The sequence below is a fragment of the Paenibacillus chitinolyticus genome, from assembly GCF_045038035.1.
In the GTDB taxonomy this organism is placed as follows: Bacteria; Bacillota; Bacilli; order Paenibacillales; family NBRC-103111; genus Paenibacillus_F; species Paenibacillus_F chitinolyticus_A.
On the sequence record NZ_CP173427.1, the window covers coordinates 3,923,464 to 3,946,730 of the forward strand.

At 53.6% G+C, this 23,267-nt stretch carries 29 protein-coding genes and 1 tRNA gene; all 30 read right to left on the minus strand.

Annotated elements, in window-relative coordinates:
- Window positions 1–7: 7 nt before the first annotated feature.
- The gene (gene mtrB / locus ACI48J_RS17515) at window positions 8–229 is read right to left on the minus strand and encodes a trp RNA-binding attenuation protein MtrB (protein WP_009672001.1); all 222 of its coding nucleotides are present in this window, start codon (window positions 227–229) and stop codon (window positions 8–10) included.
- A gap of 86 nt (window positions 230–315) precedes the next feature.
- The gene (locus tag ACI48J_RS17520) at window positions 316–1,608 is read right to left on the minus strand and encodes a PQQ-dependent sugar dehydrogenase (protein ID WP_405079504.1); all 1,293 of its coding nucleotides are present in this window, start codon (window positions 1,606–1,608) and stop codon (window positions 316–318) included.
- 173 nt (window positions 1,609–1,781) lie between these two features.
- Window positions 1,782–1,858: transfer RNA gene (locus ACI48J_RS17525), tRNA-Pro, on the minus strand.
- A 123-nt stretch (window positions 1,859–1,981) separates the two neighbouring features.
- Window positions 1,982–2,254: an HU family DNA-binding protein gene (locus ACI48J_RS17530; RefSeq protein ID WP_009671985.1), complete on the minus strand. Its 273-nt coding sequence runs from the start codon at window positions 2,252–2,254 to the stop codon at window positions 1,982–1,984.
- 281 nt (window positions 2,255–2,535) lie between these two features.
- Complete coding sequence (spoIVA, locus tag ACI48J_RS17535; protein WP_009672005.1) at window positions 2,536–4,014, minus strand: stage IV sporulation protein A; 1,479 nt, start codon at window positions 4,012–4,014, stop codon at window positions 2,536–2,538.
- A 288-nt stretch (window positions 4,015–4,302) separates the two neighbouring features.
- Window positions 4,303–5,061, minus strand: coding sequence for a hypothetical protein (locus ACI48J_RS17540; protein ID WP_405079506.1), 759 nt, complete (start codon window positions 5,059–5,061; stop codon window positions 4,303–4,305).
- Window positions 5,062–5,103: 42 nt separating this feature from the next.
- Window positions 5,104–5,457 (minus strand): 2Fe-2S iron-sulfur cluster-binding protein, encoded by a 354-nt coding sequence (locus ACI48J_RS17545; protein WP_405079507.1) that lies wholly within the window; start codon window positions 5,455–5,457, stop codon window positions 5,104–5,106.
- A 121-nt stretch (window positions 5,458–5,578) separates the two neighbouring features.
- A complete protein-coding gene (locus tag ACI48J_RS17550; RefSeq protein WP_405079509.1) occupies window positions 5,579–6,214 on the minus strand; it encodes a nucleotidyltransferase domain-containing protein in 636 nt (211 codons plus the stop codon).
- Window positions 6,215–6,224: 10 nt separating this feature from the next.
- Window positions 6,225–6,518 (minus strand): 2Fe-2S iron-sulfur cluster-binding protein, encoded by a 294-nt coding sequence (locus tag ACI48J_RS17555; protein WP_405079511.1) that lies wholly within the window; start codon window positions 6,516–6,518, stop codon window positions 6,225–6,227.
- 149 nt (window positions 6,519–6,667) lie between these two features.
- Window positions 6,668–6,940 carry a stage VI sporulation protein F gene (locus ACI48J_RS17560; RefSeq protein ID WP_326051936.1) on the minus strand — a complete coding sequence of 91 codons (273 nt, stop codon included), beginning with the start codon at window positions 6,938–6,940 and terminating at the stop codon, window positions 6,668–6,670.
- 88 nt (window positions 6,941–7,028) lie between these two features.
- Entirely contained in the window at window positions 7,029–8,069 is a 1,041-nt protein-coding gene (locus ACI48J_RS17565) for an NAD(P)H-dependent glycerol-3-phosphate dehydrogenase (protein ID WP_405079512.1), read from the minus strand.
- Between the two features lie 35 nt (window positions 8,070–8,104).
- On the minus strand, window positions 8,105–8,701 hold the full coding sequence (gene plsY, locus ACI48J_RS17570) for a glycerol-3-phosphate 1-O-acyltransferase PlsY (protein WP_326051934.1): 597 nt from the start codon (window positions 8,699–8,701) through the stop codon (window positions 8,105–8,107).
- Window positions 8,702–8,713: 12 nt separating this feature from the next.
- Window positions 8,714–10,036 (minus strand): ribosome biogenesis GTPase Der, encoded by a 1,323-nt coding sequence (gene der, locus ACI48J_RS17575; protein WP_009671990.1) that lies wholly within the window; start codon window positions 10,034–10,036, stop codon window positions 8,714–8,716.
- A gap of 105 nt (window positions 10,037–10,141) precedes the next feature.
- Window positions 10,142–10,324, minus strand: coding sequence for a capping complex subunit for YIEGIA (locus ACI48J_RS17580; protein ID WP_326051929.1), 183 nt, complete (start codon window positions 10,322–10,324; stop codon window positions 10,142–10,144).
- Between the two features lie 3 nt (window positions 10,325–10,327).
- Window positions 10,328–11,236, minus strand: coding sequence for a YIEGIA family protein (locus tag ACI48J_RS17585; RefSeq protein ID WP_405079513.1), 909 nt, complete (start codon window positions 11,234–11,236; stop codon window positions 10,328–10,330).
- Window positions 11,233–11,859, minus strand: coding sequence for a hypothetical protein (locus ACI48J_RS17590; RefSeq protein WP_405079514.1), 627 nt, complete (start codon window positions 11,857–11,859; stop codon window positions 11,233–11,235). Before ACI48J_RS17590 ends, ACI48J_RS17585 begins: the two co-directional genes overlap by 4 nt.
- Before the next feature lie 54 nt (window positions 11,860–11,913).
- Window positions 11,914–12,969 (minus strand): type 2 isopentenyl-diphosphate Delta-isomerase, encoded by a 1,056-nt coding sequence (gene fni / locus ACI48J_RS17595; RefSeq protein ID WP_405079515.1) that lies wholly within the window; start codon window positions 12,967–12,969, stop codon window positions 11,914–11,916.
- A gap of 27 nt (window positions 12,970–12,996) precedes the next feature.
- Window positions 12,997–14,253, minus strand: coding sequence for a 30S ribosomal protein S1 (gene rpsA, locus ACI48J_RS17600; protein ID WP_405079516.1), 1,257 nt, complete (start codon window positions 14,251–14,253; stop codon window positions 12,997–12,999).
- Window positions 14,254–14,359: 106 nt separating this feature from the next.
- On the minus strand, window positions 14,360–14,947 hold the full coding sequence (locus ACI48J_RS17605; RefSeq protein WP_326051923.1) for a lysophospholipid acyltransferase family protein: 588 nt from the start codon (window positions 14,945–14,947) through the stop codon (window positions 14,360–14,362).
- On the minus strand, window positions 14,944–15,627 hold the full coding sequence (gene cmk / locus ACI48J_RS17610) for a (d)CMP kinase (RefSeq protein WP_326051921.1): 684 nt from the start codon (window positions 15,625–15,627) through the stop codon (window positions 14,944–14,946). The genes ACI48J_RS17605 and cmk overlap by 4 nt, the downstream gene beginning before the upstream one ends.
- Window positions 15,628–15,756: 129 nt before the next feature.
- Window positions 15,757–15,987, minus strand: coding sequence for a hypothetical protein (locus ACI48J_RS17615; RefSeq protein WP_405079517.1), 231 nt, complete (start codon window positions 15,985–15,987; stop codon window positions 15,757–15,759).
- Window positions 15,988–16,055: 68 nt separating this feature from the next.
- Entirely contained in the window at window positions 16,056–16,715 is a 660-nt protein-coding gene (locus tag ACI48J_RS17620) for a flagellar brake domain-containing protein (protein ID WP_326051919.1), read from the minus strand.
- Between the two features lie 127 nt (window positions 16,716–16,842).
- Window positions 16,843–18,228, minus strand: coding sequence for a germination protein YpeB (gene ypeB / locus ACI48J_RS17625; protein ID WP_405079519.1), 1,386 nt, complete (start codon window positions 18,226–18,228; stop codon window positions 16,843–16,845).
- A 134-nt stretch (window positions 18,229–18,362) separates the two neighbouring features.
- Window positions 18,363–18,566: a hypothetical protein gene (locus tag ACI48J_RS17630; RefSeq protein WP_148498308.1), complete on the minus strand. Its 204-nt coding sequence runs from the start codon at window positions 18,564–18,566 to the stop codon at window positions 18,363–18,365.
- A 17-nt stretch (window positions 18,567–18,583) separates the two neighbouring features.
- Window positions 18,584–19,282 (minus strand): glutamic-type intramembrane protease PrsW, encoded by a 699-nt coding sequence (gene prsW, locus ACI48J_RS17635; protein ID WP_326051917.1) that lies wholly within the window; start codon window positions 19,280–19,282, stop codon window positions 18,584–18,586.
- 42 nt (window positions 19,283–19,324) lie between these two features.
- The gene (locus tag ACI48J_RS17640; RefSeq protein ID WP_103995139.1) at window positions 19,325–20,575 is read right to left on the minus strand and encodes a Glu/Leu/Phe/Val dehydrogenase; all 1,251 of its coding nucleotides are present in this window, start codon (window positions 20,573–20,575) and stop codon (window positions 19,325–19,327) included.
- A gap of 187 nt (window positions 20,576–20,762) precedes the next feature.
- Complete coding sequence (locus ACI48J_RS17645; protein WP_405079521.1) at window positions 20,763–21,368, minus strand: genetic competence negative regulator; 606 nt, start codon at window positions 21,366–21,368, stop codon at window positions 20,763–20,765.
- Window positions 21,369–21,618: 250 nt separating this feature from the next.
- Entirely contained in the window at window positions 21,619–21,975 is a 357-nt protein-coding gene (locus ACI48J_RS17650) for a hypothetical protein (protein WP_405079522.1), read from the minus strand.
- A 226-nt stretch (window positions 21,976–22,201) separates the two neighbouring features.
- Window positions 22,202–22,432 carry a hypothetical protein gene (locus ACI48J_RS17655; RefSeq protein WP_326051914.1) on the minus strand — a complete coding sequence of 77 codons (231 nt, stop codon included), beginning with the start codon at window positions 22,430–22,432 and terminating at the stop codon, window positions 22,202–22,204.
- Window positions 22,433–22,438: 6 nt separating this feature from the next.
- A complete protein-coding gene (locus ACI48J_RS17660) occupies window positions 22,439–23,050 on the minus strand; it encodes a CPBP family intramembrane glutamic endopeptidase (protein WP_405079523.1) in 612 nt (203 codons plus the stop codon).
- Window positions 23,051–23,267 lie beyond the last annotated feature (217 nt).

Consider the following 23,267-nt stretch of genomic DNA (forward strand, 5'->3'; position numbering starts at 1 on the left):
ACGCAAATTATTGTTCGGTTTCGATATTGCCGAACTTCGTCATGATCAGCGCCTTGCCTCGGACCTTCACCGCCGAAGTGTGCTCGGTGAACTGAGCGATCATAACCTCGCCTTTGTCCAGCTTCTCGGTATGATGAAAGCGCGTGTCGTGGCCTCTTGTCAGGCCGATCACATGTACGCCGTTTTCTTTCGCCTTAATAATAAAATAATCTCCCTGTGTCTGATCCATAAATCGGTACCCCCTTCTATCCGTACTTCTTATCCGTATATGGCTTACAATTTATCATGCTTTAAAAAGAAGCCGCCTGTCAACCCTTATTCCGAGCCGGACCGCTTCGGCTTCAGGCGGATGATTTTGTCGTCGTCTCCCGCCGGTTTCCCCCGCCCGTCCCGGTTGTTCGTCAGCAGATACAGAGAACCGTCAGGGCCTTCCGCAACCGAGCGGAGCCGTCCGAAGCTGCCGTCGAAAGCGGCCTCCGCCTTGGTCAGCTTGTAGCCGGGTACGGAAGACAGCGCTCCGGAAGTCGTTGCGCGTTCCGGTTCGAGCGTGAACAGCAGCAGCTTCGTTCCTCTCAGCCCCGCGACGGCGAGCCGTCCCTGCCACGGTCCCTGGCGGATGAACGTCATCCCCGAAGGGGCCCATGTGTCTTGGCCGCTGTGCAGAAGCGGAGGGATAAGCGGTCCGGACGCCTTGGGCGATCCCGTTTCGTCCCCTTCGATCAGAGGCCAGCCGTAGTTTCCCCCGGGGACGATGACGTTCAGCTCGTCGTGAGCCGACTGTCCGTGTTCGGAGCTGAGCAGCGCACCGTTTCGCGGGTCCCACGCCAGACCCTGTGCGTTGCGGTGACCCCAGGAGTACACGGGCGAGCCTGGAAACGGATTGTCGTCCGGAATCGAACCGTCCGGCTTGATCCGCAGAATTTTGCCGCCGAGGCTGTTCTTGTCCTGAGCCAGGGGCGGATCATATTTCTCGCCCGTTGTGACATAAAGCATGTTGTCGGGGCCGAATTCGATCCGTCCGCCGTTATGATTCTCCGCCCCCGGTATGCCATCGAGCAGCACACGGTCTATTAGCGCCTCGTCACCTTGCAGCTTCAGCCGGAGCACCCGGTTTCTCGTCTCTCCTTCCCCGGCGTATGTGTGGTAAACATACAGGTAGGAATTGGCGGCGAAGCCGGGGTCGAGCGCCAAACCGAGCAGCCCGCCCTCCCCGCTGCTGACAAAAGGGTCCTGAAGCTTCAAAAGCGGCTTCTCCTGAAGCTTACCGTCCCGGATCATCCGAAGCTGGCCGGGCCGCTCCGTGAAGAATAGGCGCCCGTCCGGCGCGATAACCAGCTCCCACGGCACATTGAGGCCGGAAGCCGCTACCTCCCGCGAATAGTCCACCGCTTTCTGCTCCGTGAGCTCGGGCACTACGGGAGCGTTCACGGAGCCGTTTTCCGGCGCGTGACCGACCTTAGTCGGCCCGGGCGCCTCCGTGCCGGCAGTGCCGCCCCCCGCGCCCCCTGTGGAAGCCGGCTTCCCTTCACACCCCGACGTCATGACGGCTATCGCCGCCGCTGCCGTAAACAAGGCGCTTTTAACCCGTGTTTGACCGTTCTGCCGCATTTCCGTTCCCCTCCTGCGGATTTGTTGATTCTATCGTAACACAACCGGTCGCCGCTTCCAAAAGAGACCGCCGTCTGGCCAAAGGGAGGAAGGAGCTCTCCCGGCCGCATTAAAAAATGCTTCCGTCAGGATTTGATCCTGAACGAAAGCATTTGGTGTATGTATGGGTTTCATGGTCGGAGTAGCGGGATTTGAACCCACGGCCTCACCCACCCCAAGGGTGCGCGCTACCAGACTGCGCCATACCCCGACGCCGTATCCCTATTATACCGGATAATCATAAGTTGTCAATGCGAAAAAAAGGGCTGACAAAAACTAAACCGCGCGCCCGGAGGCACACGGTCTACACAAAATCCATATGTAAGAGAAGCGATTATTGAATGCCGTCTCTCAGCGCTTTGCCAGGTTTGAAAGCAGGAATTTTGCTTGCAGGGATTTCGATTTCATCGCCTGTTTGCGGGTTGCGTCCTTTACGTGCGGAGCGCTCGCGAACTTCGAAGTTGCCGAAACCAACAAGCTGAACTTTGTCGCCCTGCTGAAGAGCTTCGGAAATTGCATCGAATACAGCGTCAACCGCTTTCGTCGCATCCTTCTTGGAAAGCTCGGAGGTCTCAGATACTTTAGCAATCAGTTCGGATTTATTCATGCCTTTCACCTCCCTCCCAAAATATCTACTGTTTTACTTTCTGTTTTCACCGTTTCGTTAAAAAATATACATGAACCGGGCAAAAGCCCAAGCCCACCAACGAAAAACGAGTACCGAAGAAAACGAAACAAACTTATAGTAATATACGCTAGAGCTTATTTCAAGTCAAAGTCGCTGATTTTGTGGAAAATGCACAAAAAAACAGGGAAATTCTTGGAGAACGTGAAGTTCTCTGAAGAATTTCCCTGCTGGTAAAGGTAAAAAACGAAATGTCAAGCCCGTTATAAAATAATGGCGATGAGCCCCCCGGAGCCTTCGTTGATAATACGTCCGAGTGTCTCCTGGAGCTTGTAGCGGGCATTGTCCGGCATCATGGCAAGCTTCCCCTGAATACCTTCCCGGACGATGGAGTGCAGAGAGCGGCCGAAAATATCGGACTCCCAAATTTTGAGCGGGTTGTCCTCGAAATCCTGCATGAGGTAGCGGACCAGCTCCTCGCTCTGCTTCTCCGTTCCGATAATCGGGGAGAATTCCGACTCCACATCGACACGGATCATATGTATCGAAGGAGCCGTCGCCTTCAGCCTTACACCGAAGCGGGAGCCCTGACGGATAAGCTCCGGCTCATCCAGAGCCATTTCCGCCAGCGTAGGCGGCGCGATACCGTAGCCGGTCGTTTTGACCATTTCCAGCGCTTCGGCGAACTGGTCGTATTCCCTTTTCGCATGGGTGAACTCCTGCATCAACTGAAGCAGGTGATCCTTGCCGCGAATCTCGACGCCGACCACTTCGACCAAAATTTTATCGTACAGTTCATCCGGTGCGTACAGGTCGATCTCGGCCACACCCTGCCCCATATTCATTCCGGCAAGAGCCGCCCGGTCGATGAACTCATATTCGGAGAATTGTCCGACAACCCGCTCCACGTCGCGCAGACGCCGGATGTCCTGAACGGTATCGCGGACGGAATTTTCAAAATGCGTACGCAGCCAGTGTTTCTCCGGCAGCACCATCACCCAGCTCGGCAGGTTTACGTTCACTTCGTGCACCGGGAATTCATACAGAACTTCACGGAGCACGCCGATCATCTCGTCCTCGCCTGCCGTCGCTACGCTCATCGTGACGACCGGAATGTCGTACTTGCTTTGCAGCTCGCTGCGGAGCTCCTGAGCCGGCTCGCTGTTCGGTTTTTGCGAGTTGATGACTACGATGAACGGCTTGCCGACTTCCTTCAGCTCCGCTATGACTCTTTCTTCCGCCAGCACATAAGAGGAACGCGGAATATCTGAAATCGTTCCGTCGGTCGTCACGACGACCCCCAGCGTTGAATGCTCTTGAATGACTTTGCGTGTGCCGATTTCGGCCGCTTCCTGGAACGGAATCGGTTCGTCGAACCACGGCGTCGAAATCATCCGGGGACCGTTCTCGTCCTCGTAGCCTTTGGCGCCTTCCACGGCATAGCCGACGCAGTCGACCAGCCTGACGTTGACGTTCAGTCCTTCCGCTACGGAAATCTGCACGGCGTTATTCGGCACGAACTTCGGTTCGGTCGTCATAATCGTGCGCCCTGCCGCACTCTGCGGGAGCTCATCCGTGGCTCTGATGCGATCGGTTTCACTCTGGATGTTAGGCAGTACAACTGATTCCACGAAGCGTTTGATGAAGGTCGATTTTCCCGTACGGACCGCTCCAACGACCCCCAGGTAAATATCTCCTCCCGTTCGCTCAGCAATGTCCTTAAAGATATCCACTTTCTCCAAGAGAATCCCTCCTACAGGTTGTTAAATGAAGCGAGAGCCACGATACGTTCTTCAGCCGGCCTTCCCTTTGCCATCCGTATGCGACATAACTCGTACATCATTTGGACTTGTAACAAATATATGTGCCGGTCGTCGAAATATGCCTGGCAATAATCTCTGAAAAAATATATGATTCCCGGAACCCGAATATGCGCCGGACGCGAAAAACCCCTTTTCTCCATAGGAAGAAAAGGGGTTCGAAAGCCCGGATACGGCGAATAAAACCGCCTTGCGGACTTATACGGCCGGTTATTTCATGACGGGAACAGGTTTGCTCGTCGCGCTGTCCCATTTGTACTCAAACGACATGACAGGTACGAAATAGGAGTCTTCCACCAACAGGGGAAGAAGGTCCTGACCGTCCTTCAGGGCAGCCTGAAGCTGCTTTTCCCTGATCTTTTGAGCCAGATCGGGTGCATAATCAATCGCAACTTTGCCGGAGTCATGAACAAGGAAATTAATCAGGCTTTGACGGTTGTAGACACTTTTGATTTCAGGCGGTTTCATGCCGATTTTGCCGAAATCCACGTACTTGAAGCCGGGAGAATAGGTTTCTCCGCCCGGAACGGCGCCGTTGTTTTTGCTGATATAATCGTTTACTTTCTTCTGGATGTCAGCCGTGGTCCGGTAGGCTACCAGATCGAAAAGCTTCACTTTTGCCTTCGTGTCGGGGTCGACGAGCACATAAATAAAATCTCCGCCGCTTTCGTAGGCATTGCCCGGAAGGTTGGACAAATAACCGCTGTTTTTCAGCTTTTGAAAATCAATGACGTATTTTTCATAAAGCGGTGTTTCCATATCGCTGTTTTTAATGGGAAAGACGCTTTTCTTGGTATGATATTCGTCGATACTCTGCTGGACTACGGCAATAAACTCGCCCGGGTTAGTCTGGTTTTCTTTGCGCATTTCTTTGGGATACATGCAGCCGCCAAGTAAAGCCAGCGAAAATAAAGCGGCCATCAGTACCGTCAGGCGCCCGGCTAGAGCGCCCTTTACGATAGTCATCATCGGTTCTCCTTTGGTTTCGTTTCTCCGGATCGCTGAGAGGTTCTAAGGCCAGTCATCCTCTTCCTGCTGCTTGGCCAATTGGGCGCGTACAGCGGCTTTCAGCGGGTCTTCGGGGACGGTAACCGTCACATCGCCCGTTATCCGGGCCTGACAGGACAGGCGCAGCCCTTCCTGCAGCTGGCTGCCGAGCTTGAGCCGCTCGTTCTTGCTAGGCTCGGCCAAGCCGCTCTGGTCCTCGGCGTGCACTTTGCACATCAGGCAGGCGGCCTGCCCGCTGCACCGGGTGCGGATGTGCACATTGGCCCGCCGCGCCGCATCCAGCAGGGTGGTATTCAAGCGGACGGAAGCGCTGCGGTTGTCCGGCATAAATGTCACTTTCGGGTTGGTCTGGCTCATTCTCGTCCCTCTCTTTTGTCTAAGGCATTTGCTTATTTACAGGGTGCGGCTCGTTCCCGCTTGCGCTCCGGCTTCCGGTGACGGAGACGGAAGCCGCCGCTGCCGCAAACTGCGATTGCTTCTACAATCCCGGAATAAGTCGCTTGACGACTGACAATGCGGACTCTCCCCAGCTGTTCCGGGAAAGCAGGTCTGTCAGGGCGGCTTCATGCCGGGACGGACAGCTGTTTATCGCCCTTGCGATAGCCTCGTACCGGTCGGGACGTTCGCGCAGGATGTTAAAGAGCAATTCGTGCGCAAGCGGCATTAACGCCAGACTCTCGCCTTCCAATTGCCGCACTTCCGCGTGCTTCTCCCTCAAGTAGGCCGCTTCGACTATGTACTGCGATCCCGCCGCACAAACTTTAAACCCGCCTACGAGCTCCACCTGAATGCCGCCGATGGCGTAATGGCTGAGCAGCGATTCGTAGATGCCCGTACGGTCCAGTTTTTGCTCATCGACGGCATATGGTTCCAGGATACGCGCCGCCGCTGACGCCTGATCCGTATCCACGTACAGATCCAGATCCCGCGGCCGGGCTCCGATCTCCACGCCCTGCAGCGCCAGACCGCAGCTCCCGCCGATCAGCCAGCCGGTTCCGGTGCTGTTGAGAAGACGGGCCGCCTGACCCATGACCCGGACTAGCGACTCCTCCAGTGGAAGGTCCCGACGCATTTCGGGCGCAATCCGCCGATCCTTTGAACGTTCGCTTTTCATGCCGTTCCCCCTAGAAGTAAGGCTTGTGAGTAACGGAAACAGCGCCGGTTTCCTGAATCACGGCCTGACATCCCAGACGGTAGCCAAGATCGATTTCTTCGGGTTCCAAACGGTCAAGTTCCGCTTCCGTAAGCGGTGCGAGCCGTTCACGGCCTTCTTTGACGAAACAGCGGCAGCGTGCGCATGTACCGCGCTTGCATGAATGTCCCCACTCCAGTTTATGTTTGAGAGCCAGTTCAAGTACGGTAAGTCCCGTCTCGCTTTCGACCGTCTTGTCCCCTTTTCTCGTGCGCAGTGTAATCATCTATGTCTCCCCCTTCGTGTAAACGATGATGCTTCATTCCTAGGTTGATTATAGCATTTCGGCCGAAACTTTGTGAATCACGAGTAAGGGGACCGCGGAGTGCCTTTCGGCCTCCTACGGTCCCCCTGCGCTTCTGCTGGCGTTTATCGCTATTTTTTCATGATGAGATCCATCATCTGCTGCATGTTGTTGCTGTCCAGCTTGCTGCTTTTAACCGCATGAACGATATCTTTGACGGTTTCTTCCGGCACGTTAATCCCGACAAGCTGGGAAACCTGCTTAATCAGCTGCCGCAGCTGGGCTTCATCCTGAACGGTTGACGGTTTCACGCCGCTGGCCAGCTTCTGGATATCTTTCTCGGTTACGCTTTTACCCGTTTTTTTCTTAACGGCATTAAGAATGTCTTTCGGATTTTTAGGCACGCTGCCGCCTCCCAACCATATTGTCCGCTATAAGGAACTGGACTTGAATCTATGGTAGTGTATGAAGGCTCGGCAGGAATGGTGTAGGCTACAGAATCCATTTATCCGTCTGATTGGCGACTTCTTCGATCTCATGCGTACGGCCGCGGCCCATCAGATCTTCAACCGCCGCGCGCGGTGCTTTCCCTTCGAACAGAACGTGGTGCAGCTCGTTCGTGATAGGCATTGTGACGCCGTACTCCTGTGCAAGCGCATAGGCGGACTTCGTCGTTTTGACGCCCTCGACGACCATGCCCATCTTATCGAGAACCTGGTCGAGAGGCTCTCCCTGACCCAGCAGATACCCCGCCTTCCAGTTGCGGCTGTGCGTACTAGTACAGGTGACCACGAGGTCGCCGATTCCCGCGAGGCCTGCGAAGGTCATCGGGTTGGCGCCCATCTCCGCCCCGAGGCGCGCGATTTCGGCGAGCCCCCGGGTTAAGAGGGCCGCCTTGGCGTTGTCGCCGAACCGGAGACCGTCGGAGAGACCCGCGCCTAGGGCGATGATATTTTTGAGCGCGCCGCCCACTTCGACTCCCGTGACGTCCGGGTTCGTGTAGACGCGGAAATACGAGTTAATGAACAGATCCTGCGCGGCTTCGGCCGCTTCGACCGTCGGAGATGCCACAACGACAGTCGTCGGGCATTCCCGGATCACTTCTTCCGCATGGCTCGGTCCCGACAGAACGACGATACGGCCCGGGTCGCACTGCGGAAGCTCCTCGGCCAGTACGGTGGTCATCCTTTTCAGCGTGAGCGATTCGAAGCCTTTGGTCGCGTGAATCACGAGCGTATCCGGGCTTAAGAATTCTCTCACTTGGGACGCCACCTCGCGCATTCCTGCCGAAGGTACCACGAATACGACGGCGTCCTTATTTTCTACCGCTTCGCGAATCGATGTAGTGGCGCGGATGCGCGGGGACAGCGCGATGTCCTGCAAATAACGGCTGTTGGTATGTAAGGTATTGATCTCTTCCGCCTGTTCGGCGTTTCTCGTCCAAATCGTTACGTCCAGGTCGTTAGCGGCCAGTACGGAGGCAAGAGCCGTTCCCCAGCTTCCCGCTACCAGTACGGATACGTGTTTAGTCATGGCTGTCTCCCTTCTAAGCCGATTCATCGAGCAGGCTACGCCTTTTTGGAGCCGATCTTATTTTCTCGGCCTTGAACCAGTTTACTGATATTTGTACGGTGCCGCCAAAAAGTAAACACCCCGATTACGATAACGCCCCACAAGATCTCGACCGGTCTTCCCATGCCCCATACGAAAAAAGGTAAAAATGCGGTAAACAGCAGGGAACCGAGTGAAACGTAACGGGTCAGAAAAATGGATGCAATGGCGATAATACCCGCGAAGAGCGCGGGAAGAAAGCATAGGGTAGCCGTTACACCGATGGCGGTAGCTACGCCTTTGCCCCCCCGGAAACCGAAAAATACCGGCCAGTTATGACCGATAATTACGGCGAGCCCGCAAGCGACATGGACCCAGATCAGATCCGGAGCCATCCACTTGCCGATCCAGACAGCCAGAATCGCTTTCACGACATCCAGCGCAAGTACCAGGACAGCCGGTCCTTTGCCAAGCACGCGCAGCGTGTTGGTAGCTCCGGCATTTCCGCTTCCGTGCGCCCGGATGTCAATCCCCTTGACCATTTTCCCAATTATAAAGCTGAAGCTGAGCGAACCCAGCAAATAAGCTGCTACTACGGGAATGATGTAGATCAAACGAACTCTCCCCTATTCGTCGTCGGATTTTCTTCGCGTGAACAAACGGATCGGGGTTCCCTCAAAACCGAAAGCTCCGCGAATTTTGTTTTCAAGATAGCGCTCATATGAGAAGTGCATCATATCCGGCTCATTCACAAAGAAAACAAAGGTCGGCGGCTTAACGGAAACTTGCGTGGCATAGTTAATACGCAGACGCTTGCCCTTGTCAGTCGGAGGAGGATTAAACATGACCGCATCGGAGACCACGTCGTTGAGAACGTGAGTCTGAACGCGCATCGTATGCTGCTCCGCCACCTGGTTGACCATGGGCAGAAGTTTCTGGACACGCTGGGTCGTACGGGCGGACACATACAGAACCGGCGCATACGTCATAAACAGGAAGTGATCGCGGATCTTCTGCGTGAACTGGTGCATGGTCTTGTCGTCCTTCTCCACCACGTCCCATTTGTTGACGACGAATATAGCCGCTTTGCCCGCTTCGTGCGCATAGCCGGCGATATGCTTGTCCTGCTCGATAATCCCTTCTTCGCCGTTGATGACCACAAGCACGACGTCTGCACGCTCAATGGCTTTCATCGCGCGCATGACGCTGTATTTTTCCGTATTCTCATACACTTTACCGCGTTTGCGCATGCCAGCCGTATCGATAATGACATATTTCTGATCGTCAAGCTCGAAAGGCGTATCAATCGCATCCCGGGTCGTACCGGCCTGGTCGCTGACAATGACCCGGTCTTCTCCGAGGATGGCGTTTACAAGCGATGACTTGCCGACGTTCGGACGCCCGATCAGCGCGACCTTGATGACTTCCTCGCCGTATTCTTCATCCGGATGATCCGGGAAATGGGCTGCCGCGGCTTCCAGCATATCGCCGATTCCGATGCCGTGCGCGCCGGAAATCCCGATCGGGTCCCCGAAGCCGAGGCTGTAAAATTCATAAATTTCATCCTGCCGCTGAATGTTGTCCACTTTGTTAACGGCCAGGACAACCGGCTTGCGGGACCGGAAAAGAAGCTGGGCAACCTCCTGGTCCGCCGAGGTAACGCCCGCTTTGGCGTCTACCATGAAAATAATAACGTCCGCTTCTTCAATCGCGAGCTCGGCCTGGACGCGTACGGACTTCATGATCTGGTCTTCGCCTTCGACTTCGATACCGCCGGTGTCGATGACACTGAACTCACGGTCCAGCCATTCGCCGATCCCGTACAATCTGTCTCGGGTCACGCCCGGTTTATCTTCAACGATGGCCAGCCGATCGCCGATTATCCGGTTAAATATCGTCGATTTACCGACGTTCGGACGCCCCACAATCGCTAGAATGGGTCTTGCCATTCGGTTCACTCCTTACTGATGGTCACTCAAATTCTCATTATTGGAAATTTCACATTCTTCATCATAGCAAAAAAGCGCTGGATTGGCTAATGTTTTCAATGAACGCTATCCCTTGTGATCGACAAGGATGAAGGTTCCCGGTTTTATAACATGAGCATTGACATCCAGAATTTTCTCCAAATTAAAAGCGAGCTGCTGGAGTTCCGCTTCATCTTTTGCATAAAAAATGGGAGCCCCGCCATCGACTTTAACGCCTTCCACAACCGCAACCGCCTTTATCGTCGCCACTCTTCACGCCTCCTTGTGAGGTCCGGCCGCCGACTCCGTCGGCATGCGGATGGCGCTTTCCAGCACCGGCACCCGTTTGAGCGCGGCAGCCGCCTTCTGTGCGTCCTTCACTTGGGGAAGGACAAAAATACCGAGCGTCCCCGAGTCCAGATGAAGCTTCGCCATCGGCATCAGAGCGGGTTCTCCGCTGTCCCTGTACACGCCGAGGACCGTGGAAATATCATGCAGAATGGCCTGCCGCTGGCCCAGATTCGCCAGTGTGACGCGGGCGTCGGGATTTTTCGGTACGGCCAGCAGGCCTACCCCCTGCCTCGCGATAAGCTCCCGGTCGCTCTCCAGCCCGACGTTCATGATGTAAATATCGCCTACATACAGATTCGGCCCGTCCAGCCGCACTTCGCTGATCTCAATATCCGAGATGTGGGTCATATTTTTTCCCGTCTTGAAATAAATGGATACTCCGACGGCAACCAGTCCGGCAGCCGCCCCCCAATACCAGGCGAAAACCAGAGTGAACAGCGAAGCCATCATCGAGGTAAAAATCACCAGATAGTTTCGGCCTTCGAAAACCATCGCAATGCCTTCAATGTACGAAACGCCCCGCGGGACAAGCTCCATCTGATCCACCTGCATCAGGCTTTGACGCTCCATATTCCGCACATCGCGGAACTGCTGGGCCGCAACGGTCAAAAACGTGACAGCCGTGTAGTTTTTGTCGAGCAATGCAGGTACCGCCACCGCACCCAGACTGGCTGCAATCACTCCCAGCGAAACATGAATGATTTTGCCGTGAGGATAAGTCGGATATTGACGATAATCCGTTCTTAATAAGTACAGACGCGACGCGATCCCGAAAAACAATCCGACAAATACAGCGACCGTTTCTTTTTGCGACAGCATGTGCGCAATCATTTTCTCCAACCTCGCTTTCGCTGGATCCAGTGCCGGGCGGTTGTCCTGCATCCCGAATAAACCGATTCAAGGAAGACGGTCAGCAACCGCGCCGTAAAAAAGGAGAGCCACCATTTGTCCAGAAACGAGGGGGTCCCGAGATGAACCGGCATCGTGCCGCCGTGCATACAGGCAAAAGAAAAGTCTCCCGCAATCATGGCTACCGTCAGCGAAACATACTGTTCAGCCGCTCCCCGGTGCATTCCCATTACCAAAACCGTAAGGACAACGGCGATATCCCATTCGGGTTTGAGCACAATCATGACGGGATCCACGCTGTAAAGCTCCAGCATCAGCAAATGAACGGCCCCGAGAAGCAGACCGGTCGCGAACAGATGCCCGCCTTCCCAGAGGCTCTTTTTACGGATACCGATCAGAAGAGCCGCACAAAAGGCAACCGGCACGGTGCCGTTGATTAAAGCGCCTCCCACGGAGAAGGTCATCAGAGCGGCGGGCAGCGCGAACATAAAAAAAAGAAGTATGTCACGTCCGGATATACTTCTCATAAAAATTTCCCGCCATCCGCTGAGCAGAAATATGACAGAGATGGCGAGGAGTACGGAAGCAAGATAACCTGGATTCATAGTTTGTCACCCTAGCTCGTTTCGTTACTCCTAGTATGACAAAACATCCCGTTTTTACTCCGCTTCCGTTCTGCAGGCATATTCAGTTAAATCGATCCGGCGGGCTCTGCACCATTCCGCGGTCGATCCCGTGATAATCACGGGACGTGTCCACAGCTGTTCGATGCGTACCGTTCCTAGAGCGGTCATCATCAGAACGATCCCGTGATGCAGCTCGTCGATGTGATCGATTAAAGCTTGCGTACCTTCGCTTCGCAAAACTTTAAGCAGGGCTCCGGCCATGCCGGCCGCCGATGCGCCGAGGGCAAGCACCTTGACGATGTCTTCGCTGGTGCGTATGCCTCCCGTGGCCATGACCCTGCCTCGTTCGTAAACTTGCAGCGCCTCGATCAGAGTCACGCTCGTTTTCATGCCCCAGTCGTTCAGCCAATCGAGGGGCAATTTTCGCCGCGCATTCTCTATCGCGGCGAAATTGGTGCCGCCGGAACCGCCGACATCCAAAATTTGTACGCCTGCCGATTTGAGCAGTCTCGCGTTTTCAAGCGGGATGCCGAAACCGACCTCTTTGACGATCAGAGGCACTCCCGTGCCCTCGGCAATGCGGCTTACGCGTTCCAGCATGCCGTGGAAGCTACGGTCGCCTTCAGGCATGATCAGCTCCTGCATGACGTTCAAATGGATTTGAAGCGCATCCGCGCGAAGCATGTCCACGGCGCGTGCCGCCTGCTCCACTGTCGCTTCACTTCCCAAATTGGCAAAGACGAGCCCGTCCGGATTCATTTGACGGACGATGCGGTAGCTTGATTCCTGCAAAGGGTCCCGCAAAGCGGACATTTGAGAGCCCACGGCCATTGCCAGTCCCCGTTCCCTGGCCGCCACTGCAAGCTCGCGGTTTATTTCTTCGGTTTCGCGTGCTCCGCCGGTCATCGCATTTACGACAATCGGCGAACTCAAATTGAGTTCGCCGATTGTCGTAAAGAGAGCGACAGACTCGGTGGAAGCGTCTGGCAGGCAGTTTGGCACCAGCTTGACATCCGTCAACCCCTGGTTGCCGGACTGACCCGTCTGGAGCGCAAACTGCACGTGATCCATTTTGCGCGAAGAGCGCATTCCGCTTCCTCCTGTTCAAGTCGTCTATTATTTTTTGAATTTGGAGAGCTTGTCGCCGAAGCGCTCGCCGAGCGTCATGGACAGGCCTTGATTGCTCAGGGAAACATTCTCGTTGCCGGCCAGTTCTTTCTGGTGGTTGGAGGATCTTTCCGGTCTGGAAGAGTAGTTGGAAGGCGCGGAAGATGCGGTTTGTGCCGGAGCTTCTTCCGTTTCCTTGATGCTGAGGCTTACGCGCTTCTCAGCCGCGTTAACGTCAAGGACTTTCACCTTAACTTCTTGGCCTTCTTTCAGAACTTCCTGCGGTGTCGCGATGTGACGGTGAGCGATTTGGGAAATATGAACCAGGCCTTCAACGCCCGGAGCGATTTCAACAAACGCGCCGAAACCTGCAAGACGTTTTACTGTACCGGTAATGATTTCGCCTGTTGTGAAAGTTTTCTCGGCTTTTTCCCAAGGACCTTCTTGAGTCGCTTTCAGGCTCAGGCTCACTTTATCTTTCTCCGGATCTACTTTCAGGACCTGCACGCTTACTTTGTCGCCTTCTTTGACGATTTCGGAAGGGTGCTCAACATGGTGCCAAGCCATCTCGGAGATGTGCACCAGGCCGTCGATGCCGCCGATATCCACAAACGCGCCGAATTGAGTCAGGCGCTGTACGGTACCTTCGTATACTTTGCCCACTTCGATTTTGCTGATGATGTCTTTCTTCTGAGCTTCATATTCTTCATCCAGAACGTCTTTCTGGGAAAGGATCACTTTGTTCTTCTCGCGGTCGATTTCTTTCACTCTCAGGCGCAGAGTACGGCCCTTGTAGTCGGAGAAATCTTCGACAAAGCTGCGTTCTACCATGGATGCCGGCACGAAGCCGCGCACGCCGACGTCAACAACGAGACCGCCTTTAACCACTTCGGCCACGACAGCTTCGATGATGACTTTCTCGTCCAGTTTCTGCTGCAGGGTTTCCCATGCTTTTTCACTGTCGACCGAGCGCTTGGAAAGAACCAGCTTTTCTTTATTGTCGTCAATCGTTACGATTTTAAGCTCAATCTCCTGACCCTCTTGAACGGCTTGATCCGCGTTCTCGATTTGGACGGAAGACAGCTCGCGAAGCGGAATCGTGCCGTCGTACTTGTAACCGATATCTACGATTGCTTGATCCTGCTCGACTTTAATGATTTTGCCTTTGACGATGTCGCCTTTCTTTACGGCTGCGACTTGGCTCATCGCTTCTTGAGCTTCTTGGCTTTCGTTCGATTGATTTTCGTTTTTGATTTCTTCTGACATGGGATACCCTCCTCGAAAATAAACACACCGACGGTTAATTTTGTATAGGCATCTGCACGGCGCGGATTGCGCGGCAGGATTTCCTTACAACCGGGTTCGTTTTTAGTTAAGCGACTTCTTTCCGGTGTTCCCGGATCAAAGTCTGAATTTCTTGCATGATGTACTCGGTCACCTGCTCGAGATCGGCCGATCCGGCTTCGCTGAACGGGGTCAAATCAAGCGGTTTCCCGTAAATGACCGTCATTCTGCCGAACACCTTGTAATCTCCGATGATTGCGGTCGGCACAACGGCCGCGCCGGATTTAAGGGCAAACATCGCTGCGCCCTTCTTTCCCACACCGGGATTTTTACGGCTTCCCTCCGGAAAGATGCCAAGTACGTTTCCATCCCGAAGCAAGTTCAGCGTTCCCTTGATCGTTTCTTTGCTGACGCCTCCTCGTTTAACCGGAAAAGCGCCAATTTTACTAATTATTAGACCTAAAACCGGAATTTGAAACAGCTCCGCCTTCGCCATAAAATGAACTTTGCGTTTGAGGCGGATGCCGACAAGCGGAGGATCAAAGTTGCTGATGTGATTGGAACAGAGCAGCACACCGCCGTGCTCGGGGATGTTGTCCTTGCCGATCACGCGAATCCGGAACAGCAGGGAATACACGACATTGCAGACTCCCCGCGCGAAATGGTAAAAGCTCATGTTCTTTCACCGCCCGCTCTCAACCGGCACATCTCCAGGATGCTCTCCACCACTTCGGGAATGGTCAGATCTGTACTGTCCAGCATTACAGCGTCGGCCGCTTGTACAAGGGGAGATACTTCCCTGCCTTCATCCAGCATATCGCGGCGGGCAATGTCCTTTTCCATCTCTTCGAGAGTGGTCGCCATTGCCGTGCCCTGAACTTCTTGAAACCTTCTTTCGGCGCGCTTGCGCACGCTCGCGGTCAGGAACACCTTCACTTCCGCATCGGGAAGCACATGCGTGCCGATATCCCGGCCGTCCATCACGATGCCTTTGGAAGCGGCCATCTGCTTCTGCTTGTCTACCAGAAGCTTCCTCACTTCCGCAATGGCGGCGATTTGTGAAACCTGGTCCGTGACGAGTTTGGTACGGATATCGGAAGATACATCCCGGCCGTCTACAAACACCAGCTGTCCATCCGGTCCCGGTACGAGTTCGATCTTCATGCCGGCAGCGGTTCTTGCGACAGCTTCCGTGTCCAGAGGGTCAACCCCGTCCTGCAGAACCTTCCAGGTGACCGCCCGATACATCGCTCCCGTGTCCACATAGACAAAACCAAGCTCGCCTGCGACCTTGCGGGCTATGGTGCTTTTGCCTGCACCGGCTGGCCCATCTATCGCGATATTAAATTTAGTCAAAACAAAGGCTCCTCCTAACAAAACCTTACGAACAAAAAAGCAGGCGCAGCCTGCTAACGCTGTAAATTATACCATAGGCGGAAGACAGATGCAAAAGTCTGCGGCCTTCCTGAATTTTCCGGAAAGCGACTATTCCTCCTCGTGCCGCACGTACGGCACTCCCTCCAGAGGATCGACCCGGGTGATTTCTTTTCGCACGGCCGGAAATTGGAGAAGGAGCTGGCTGATCAGCAAACCGGCCAACAGTACATATAAACATCTTAAGAGCATCTTCTCGACCCGCTCGGAAAATTCAACAAACAGCCGTTCGTAACGTTCGTAAGTTAATGGGCGTTGCTGCCCGGATCTCCGGATCTTCACTGGCATCCTCCCGCAAACGAGCTTTGTTTGGAATGCAGTGTTTCCCGAATGGGCCGTTTTTATGTAAGTTACTTTTTGCGGAAATCGAATTGTTTCTCGAAGCAGTACTGAATCAGCTTCTGACGGTCGCGGTCCGTAATTTCGCTGAACTGCAGCATGACGATTTTGCGTCCCGTTTCCAGTGTTTTCACCCGTACGACCTCCGCTTTGAAAGGCAGATGCTCCAAGGTTCCGTTCTTGTAATTCACAAGAAGCCAGCAGTTTACCTGAGTGACGTTGTCCGGAAATTCGCTGCCCTTGCAGGTGAAGGAAACCCCGCCCCCTCCGACATCCTCCGTCAACGCTACGATAGGAACGGTGTCGCCAGCCTGTACGGAAATTTCCAGCTCAGCGGGAATCCGCAGAAAGCTTCTGCGCTGGATTTTCGTAATCGAGGCCGGATCGGGCATGGCCAGCGCGACCAGCCGGATTCCTTCTTCCTTGAAGCCGATGACCGAGGTCTGGAAATAATTTTTCACGCCTCCGTCCGTCACAAAAAAGGCGCTTACTTCGTCCCCCGTGTACAGCCGTTTCAAACGGCCCGTCCGCTCGTTCATAGGGGTTTCGATCCACAGACGGTCCGGGAGCACGTCCGAAATTCTCGCTTTGTATTCTTGTTTCGCTTCTTCCTCGTCAATCGTATTGACATGAAGATGCAGCAGCTGGTTGATTTTCATAAGCTGAGCCACGGTAACCTCATCCTTTTTCGGTTAAATCCTGCCTGTTTCTACTTGATTATAGCACGCCTCCACCATTTAGGAAGACACAAAAAAGCGGCCCCGGGATTCCCGAAGCCGCTTGTCTGAACGGATGCCGTCAAGTACCCTGCGTGACAGGCTGCTGCTTGGCCTGCTCGGCGTCTTCCTTGCGGATCGTTTCCACTTTTTCCTCCGTACCGTCTTCGCCGTTGACATAAATCCGGTACGTTTGACCGTTTAGACTGCCGATAAATTCATGGCAGAGCACTTCCTGATTCAAATCGTTGACGATAAGCGCCTTCGTGTGCCGGGTTACTTTCAACTGAGGGCTCAGGTGACTTCTCGCCTCTTCTCTCGAAAGCTTCGGCTCTTGGTCGATATTTTTGTGGTTCCGGTTGGCGAACACGAAATCCGTGCCCTGAAGCCCAAGAATCTGACCGTCGTCCAGAGCGACGTTTACGACGAGCTTCTCCGGATAAATGACGGTATCCTTTTCCTGCTTGGCGAACGTCATATTGCAGATGTTCTGGTGACGGTCGAAGCTGACCGCAGTCATATTTTTATAACCATGACGCTCCAGAAACTGGGCCGCCGCTTCACGCGTTTGCTCGACCTGAAGGCTGGTCGTCTTCACATCGCGGGGATTCATGAAGTAGATCAGCTGCCCGCCTTTTTTCGTAAAGTCCATCGTGATATCGGCACCGTTCTTACCGGGCAGGGAACATGTATACGATTCGTACTCGACCGCGCCGTTGCCGTTTTTGACCACATTAAAAATGGCCGGGTTGTTTACCCCGAGGAATGCCGCCGCTTTCTTGCGGACCTCCTGTTCGTCGATCTCGGGACCGTCCAGCATTTGAGCCGTGTATTTCGACTGAGTTGACATAGTGAAGGGGCCTTCTTTCAAATCGTTGTAGGACCCGACTTTTTTGTCCACCGTTTTGAAACCGTCGATAATCGTATTGTCGTTCGGTTCCTTGTTGGCTCCGAGCGCCAAGTCCACGTCCATCCAGCGCAGGTTATTGGCGATAACCTTCTCCTGGACTCCGCGCAAGTCCCCCGTAATCTCCTTGGAATGCTGATACAGGGTGCTCAGCGTTTTTAATTCGCCGTCGGTCAGAGGCTTTTTCGTCAAGTCCCGCGTCGAAGTCTGGTAACTGAATTTCGAGACGTTGGACAGGAACTCTTCCGTTTTGTTAAAAGGAAGCAGGCCCAGCGGCAGCTGGTTCACTTCGTTTTGCGCCTGGCTCGTCAGCCTCCAGACATTCACCAGACCTTTGCGGTAGGTGTCATTCGAAGTGGAATTGATCGCCAGCGTATTGCCCAGCTCCGTATGTAGCTTCTCGATATGATAGGACAAATCGTGAAAAGCACGCTGATACTGGTTTTCCGCCTTAATGGAGACTTGATTTTTCTGCTTTTGCTGAGAATACCCCCAAACCCCCGTACCGACCAATGCCGCAGCGCAGACTGGAAATAAAACCATACTCATTTTTCTGTACATGCTTGTAAGCTCCTTTCTTAGGCGATATTGCCGTTATTGTCTGCCTTCGAAACGAAGTTTATACAGCAAAAAAAGCCTGCACGCCATGCGCAGACTTTCTTGCTCTTCTTACTTGCATTCGGTTGGATTCATCTTCAATCTTCGGTTTCAACCTCTAAATCGTGCTCGTTGTCACAGATGCAGCGTTTAAAGCCGGTTTCGATTCTGCCTTTGTCGCGGCGTCCTTTCAGGATAAATCGTTCCCCGCACTGTCTGCAACGGATCGTAACTTTCACCCGGTTCACGGTCATGTGTTCACCTTCCGCGCCTTCGCTTGCGCACCAAATAAGTGTTTTCACAACCAGTATGGTCACCGTTATCCGATTTTAAACTCCTCTTCCCCGCGGATGATGCGGAGCGGAGAACGGTCGTTGGCACGGTCCACTTTCCAGAGCGTACGAATCCAGAGAAGCGTCATAAAGGGCAGCATAAACCAGATCCAGTTATTCGCCGCCACCAGCAAAATATAGTCGAACGCTCCGTGCCATAAAATAGGCAGGAACAAAGAGCCGAGCAAATACTTGCGTTCGTGGGAACGCATAAACTTGGCTTTGCCGAGATAATAGCCCATCATAACGCCGAAAAGCGCATGTCCCGAAACGGGAAGAAGGGCGCGCATGAGCAGCGAAGACATGCTGATCCCGTTGGCGAACGCATAGAGGATATTTTCCAGTGTGGCGAAACCAAGGCTGACGGCCACCGCGTAAACGATCCCGTCGTACGGTTCGTCGAACGAATCGTGCCGGTATATCAAATGGTACACGACGAACCATTTCAAAAACTCTTCCAACCCGCCGGAGATAAAGAAAGCAAAGGTAAAATGATTATCCCCGCCGATCTCCTGCATAAACGAATTCTGAAGCACCATAGCCGGAATAACGAGTAAAACTCCGCACAAAAACAGCTTGCCGACCAGGTGGATCGGCTCCGTTTCATAACGGTCCTTCAAATAAAAGTAAGCAAGAAGGGAGATTCCGGGAGCAACCGCCGCCATTAGAACGGAAAACACGTTCATCCCATTTCCCCCTTTCTGATCCGGTGAACGATTCCGTTCTTCTTATACCCAACCGCGGAAACGGGCGGCTTCCGCCATTTTGCGTACGCCGGTCATGTAGGCCGCCAGACGCATATCGATTCCGCGTGTTTTATGAATAGTATAGACATTTTCGAAGCCTTTTTCCATCACTTCTTGAAGTTTGGAATGAACTTCTTCTTCCGTCCAGTAATATCCTTGGTTATTTTGTACCCACTCGAAATAGGACACCACAACGCCGCCGGCACTAGCCAGAACGTCCGGAACGAGCAGCACGCCGCGCTCCGTCAAAATTTTGGTCGCTTCCAGCGTAGTCGGTCCGTTCGCCGCTTCGACCACGATACCCGCTTTAATGCGATGGGCATTCTCTTGCGTGATCTGGTTCTCGATTGCGGCCGGTACCAGAATGTCGCAATCCTGCTCCAGAATCTCGGTGCTCGGCATCACGTTCGGGAATAAGTTCGTCACGGTACCGAAGGAATCGCGGCGGTCGAGCAAATATTCGATGTCGAGTCCGTCCGGATTGTACAAGGCCCCGTTCACATCGGCAATCCCGACCACTTTGGCCCCGGCTTCGTGCATAAACTTGGACAAGTAGCTTCCCGCGTTGCCGAATCCCTGAACGATGACACGGGCGCCTTGAAGCGGAATGCCGCGCTTCTCCAGCGCTTTGTTGATCATGATCGTGACGCCTTTGGCAGTCGCCGTCTCGCGTCCGTGGGAACCCCCCAGCACAATCGGCTTGCCCGTGATGAATCCCGGAGAATCGAACTCGCGGATGCGGCTGTATTCGTCCAGCATCCAGGCCATGATCTGGGAGTTCGTCATGACGTCCGGCGCCGGAATGTCCTTGTTGGGACCTACCAGTTGGCTGATCGCCCTTACGTAACCGCGGCTTAGCACTTCCAGCTCACGGAAAGACATGCTCCGCGGGTCGCAGATGATGCCGCCCTTGCCGCCGCCGTAAGGAAGATCCACGATGCCGCACTTCAAGCTCATCCAGATGGAGAGAGCTTTCACTTCGTCTTCGGTCACGCCGGGATGAAAACGGACTCCGCCCTTCGTAGGACCGACCGCATCGTTATGCTGGGCGCGGTAGCCTGTGAATACCTTGACTTTGCCGTCGTCCATCCGGATCGGAATACGAACCGTCAGCACGCGGAGCGGTTCCTTGAGAAGCTCGTACATTTCGTCGGAATATCCGAGTTTCTTCAGGGCTTCTTCAATAATCGTTTGAGTAGATTCCAGTACGTTCAAGTTTTCGATGTTAGCCATGTTGACCACCTCGTTTATGTATTATAACGCAATGAAAATAAAGCATCCTGCAAAAACAGTTGTTTTTGGAGAATGCTTTATGAAGCAGGTGCCGCCTATATCTTGTCCGGCATGCAGCCACCCGGAGCCGTGCACATTCGGGCAAGGTCGGGAATGGTCCACGCCGGTAGTTGGAGTGTAGGGCATATCATGCGAAATGCCGGCATAATTCCTGGACCGCATTAGCTTCAATTACAGCTTTTCCATACTCTTCGAGTACGGCCTTCGTCACGTTGGTCGCATCTCCGTACTCGGATAGAACGGCGATGAGCGTCTGGAACTTGCCTTCCGGCAGTTCGGTCGGTTCGAACTGAAGGATCCATTTGTTTCTATACGTATAAAGCGCTCCACCATCCGTTAGCATCGGATTGACGACTTTTGAAGCACGAAGCAAATCTTCGAAATCGCGGAAGGCGTATGAAACGATGTCGCTTTGTTCAAGCGTCACTTCCATTTCGTACACTTCTTCGTCATCATGGTCATCCAGCAAATCGGCTTGCAAGGACAAGTCCATGCTGCCCCTGGTCACAATGACGACCATTCCTTGGGCAGGGAGCGCAAAAACTTCTACAGCTAAAGGTCCTGCAGGTTCGAAACCCAGTTCGGAATAGGCCTGATCCATCATGTCGCTGAAAAGATCGTGAACTTTGGGGATTTCCCTCCACATGTCGTCTTTCTGGATGCCCCGTTCCGTCAAATCATCGAATGTAAGGAAAATCCGTATTTTGTCCGGGCTTAAACGTTCGATTTTCATGACAGGATCCTCCTTTCCATGACACCTCTGTTTGAATGGTTATAAACAAAATATGCCGGTTTGAAAACCATGGTGTGTGCGCTTGCGGAAACAAGCACGCTTATGGGTGCCACCTAGTATTAGTATACCATGTTAGAGCCAAAATGTTAGCTATGCGGCAAAAATTTAAAGGCACCTTCTCTGCGGAATGCAGAAGAGGTGCCTTTCGGTCTTTCACGCTCACCGCGAAGCGGTCAGCGCAGCTTTACACTCAGTGAGTCGCCTGGGATGACGCAGCGTTTTTCACGAGTATTTCGTCTACAGCCGCTTTTACCTGCGAATCTTTGGCGATCAGGTTTTCCAGCGCTTCCTTGCCGTCCAAAGAATGAGATCCGCCGGAACCGTGAGAAGAGCTCGAGCTCTGATTCGACTGCTGCTTGGAGCTTTCCTTGCGGCCGGAACCGGAGACAAAATTTTTCGTCTGGCCGATTACATCGTTCAATGAGCTGCCGATCCCGCTGCTTTCCGAACTGAACATCGCGGACCGCATGCTTTTTATCCGCTTGCCGGCATACATGGCCAATGCGGCGCCCGCGACGCTTCCGATAAGGAAACTGCCTAATTTCATCCCGTATCCCTCCAAATTTTTAGAATGTATGAGTCTTGATTAGGTTGCGTCCGATAGGCGGGGGCCATTCGCGCGTTAAGTGGGAATAGGAGGGATTCGGACCGCAGCTAATCAACCGCATCGCAGGACGACAAAAAGCCCGACGAACCTTATGACTAGACGGCTTATATGCGCCGCGCGTCTTCCGGGTTTGTCAGGCATCTGGATTGCGGCCGGTCTTGACTTGTCAAGTTCCGGATGTATATCGGATTCCCCACCAGCCGAGCCCCATGACGAGAAGAATGAACAAAAACAGAAGCAGACGGTAAAACCAGCGTGTAACTTTGGCCCGCTCGGACGGATGTACCGAACTTCTCGGAGGGAGGTAGTGGCTTTCTTCTTCATTTTCATTGACTAAATCGCTTTCTGCGAGTATCGGCTGTTCGTACTCTATCCCCTGTGTCTTGTTGCCTTCCATGCCGGATTACTCCTCCTTGCCGTAACGTAAGATGCAGCCCGAAATAAAATCAATCATAAAATGGGCGAAAATAGCGGTCCACAAGGACCCGGTATGGATAAAAATCCAGCCGATCCCGTAGGAAATGCTAAAAACAAGACCCGTCATCAGCCAATGCTGGAGATAACGGATATGAATGGCCGCAAAAACGATGCTTGTCCAGTATGGACCCAGATAATGCTGAAGGCCCGCGCGGAACAGAATTTCTTCGCATATGGAAACCAGCACGCAAATGAGTGCGATATGCCACAGTGGACGCCTGCCGAAGATTCGCTTGTTCACTCCCCCGTCGTCCGTAACTTCCTCGGGGACATATTTGGACACGATCAGGTCCGCGGCCAGCACTGCCAGTGCGATCCCGCCTCCCCAGAGGACGATGGACCAGCCGGGCGCAAAGCTGAAAAGACTCCCCCAATCCGCTCCTTGAACGAACAGCATGATAACGCCGATCACCAGCAGAATCGCCTGGGTTCCATATAAGTTCATAAGCAGCATCCGGTCATTAAGGTCATCGACCCGGATGTCCGTCTTAATGCGGATATTTTTCAGATCTTTCCATTTCCAGTTCCATTTTCTCATGATGGTCCTTCCCAGGGAATTCCCCTATATGCGGTATTAGTTGTCTATGATGCCGTGTCTCGCTACCATCATCTTCATCCCTATTAACATACCATGAATCTCACATAGAGGAAATCTTGTCCTTCTTAATAGAACGGACAAGTCTCGCAAAAGTTACGCGACGAACAAAAAAAGCGCTCATCCGCAGCGGATGGCGCTTCACATTACTCAGCCGGGC

Bases quoted from the DNA above. Each gene is read 5' to 3' on its own strand.
- ACI48J_RS17650 (WP_405079522.1), bottom strand. From the start codon at position 21,975: ATGAAATTAGGCAGTTTCCTTATCGGAAGCGTCGCGGGCGCCGCATTG.
- fni (WP_405079515.1), bottom strand. From the start codon at position 12,969: ATGCGCTCTTCGCGCAAAATGGATCACGTGCAGTTTGCGCTCCAGACG.
- ACI48J_RS17530 (WP_009671985.1), bottom strand. From the start codon at position 2,254: ATGAATAAATCCGAACTGATTGCTAAAGTATCTGAGACCTCCGAGCTT.
- rpsA (WP_405079516.1), bottom strand. From the start codon at position 14,253: ATGTCAGAAGAAATCAAAAACGAAAATCAATCGAACGAAAGCCAAGAA.
- ypeB (WP_405079519.1), bottom strand. From the start codon at position 18,228: ATGTACAGAAAAATGAGTATGGTTTTATTTCCAGTCTGCGCTGCGGCA.
- ACI48J_RS17520 (WP_405079504.1), bottom strand. From the start codon at position 1,608: ATGCGGCAGAACGGTCAAACACGGGTTAAAAGCGCCTTGTTTACGGCA.
- ACI48J_RS17585 (WP_405079513.1), bottom strand. From the start codon at position 11,236: ATGATTGCGCACATGCTGTCGCAAAAAGAAACGGTCGCTGTATTTGTC.
- ACI48J_RS17540 (WP_405079506.1), bottom strand. From the start codon at position 5,061: ATGATGACTATCGTAAAGGGCGCTCTAGCCGGGCGCCTGACGGTACTG.
- mtrB (WP_009672001.1), bottom strand. From the start codon at position 229: ATGGATCAGACACAGGGAGATTATTTTATTATTAAGGCGAAAGAAAAC.
- ACI48J_RS17645 (WP_405079521.1), bottom strand. From the start codon at position 21,368: ATGAAAATCGAACGTTTAAGCCCGGACAAAATACGGATTTTCCTTACA.
- ACI48J_RS17550 (WP_405079509.1), bottom strand. From the start codon at position 6,214: ATGAAAAGCGAACGTTCAAAGGATCGGCGGATTGCGCCCGAAATGCGT.
- ACI48J_RS17605 (WP_326051923.1), bottom strand. From the start codon at position 14,947: ATGAGCTTTTACCATTTCGCGCGGGGAGTCTGCAATGTCGTGTATTCC.
- der (WP_009671990.1), bottom strand. From the start codon at position 10,036: ATGGCAAGACCCATTCTAGCGATTGTGGGGCGTCCGAACGTCGGTAAA.
- ACI48J_RS17545 (WP_405079507.1), bottom strand. From the start codon at position 5,457: ATGAGCCAGACCAACCCGAAAGTGACATTTATGCCGGACAACCGCAGC.
- prsW (WP_326051917.1), bottom strand. From the start codon at position 19,282: ATGAACGTGTTTTCCGTTCTAATGGCGGCGGTTGCTCCCGGAATCTCC.
- ACI48J_RS17660 (WP_405079523.1), bottom strand. From the start codon at position 23,050: ATGAGAAAATGGAACTGGAAATGGAAAGATCTGAAAAATATCCGCATT.
- ACI48J_RS17565 (WP_405079512.1), bottom strand. From the start codon at position 8,069: ATGACTAAACACGTATCCGTACTGGTAGCGGGAAGCTGGGGAACGGCT.
- ACI48J_RS17555 (WP_405079511.1), bottom strand. From the start codon at position 6,518: ATGATTACACTGCGCACGAGAAAAGGGGACAAGACGGTCGAAAGCGAG.
- ACI48J_RS17590 (WP_405079514.1), bottom strand. From the start codon at position 11,859: ATGAATCCAGGTTATCTTGCTTCCGTACTCCTCGCCATCTCTGTCATA.
- ACI48J_RS17640 (WP_103995139.1), bottom strand. From the start codon at position 20,575: ATGGCTAACATCGAAAACTTGAACGTACTGGAATCTACTCAAACGATT.
- ACI48J_RS17655 (WP_326051914.1), bottom strand. From the start codon at position 22,432: ATGGAAGGCAACAAGACACAGGGGATAGAGTACGAACAGCCGATACTC.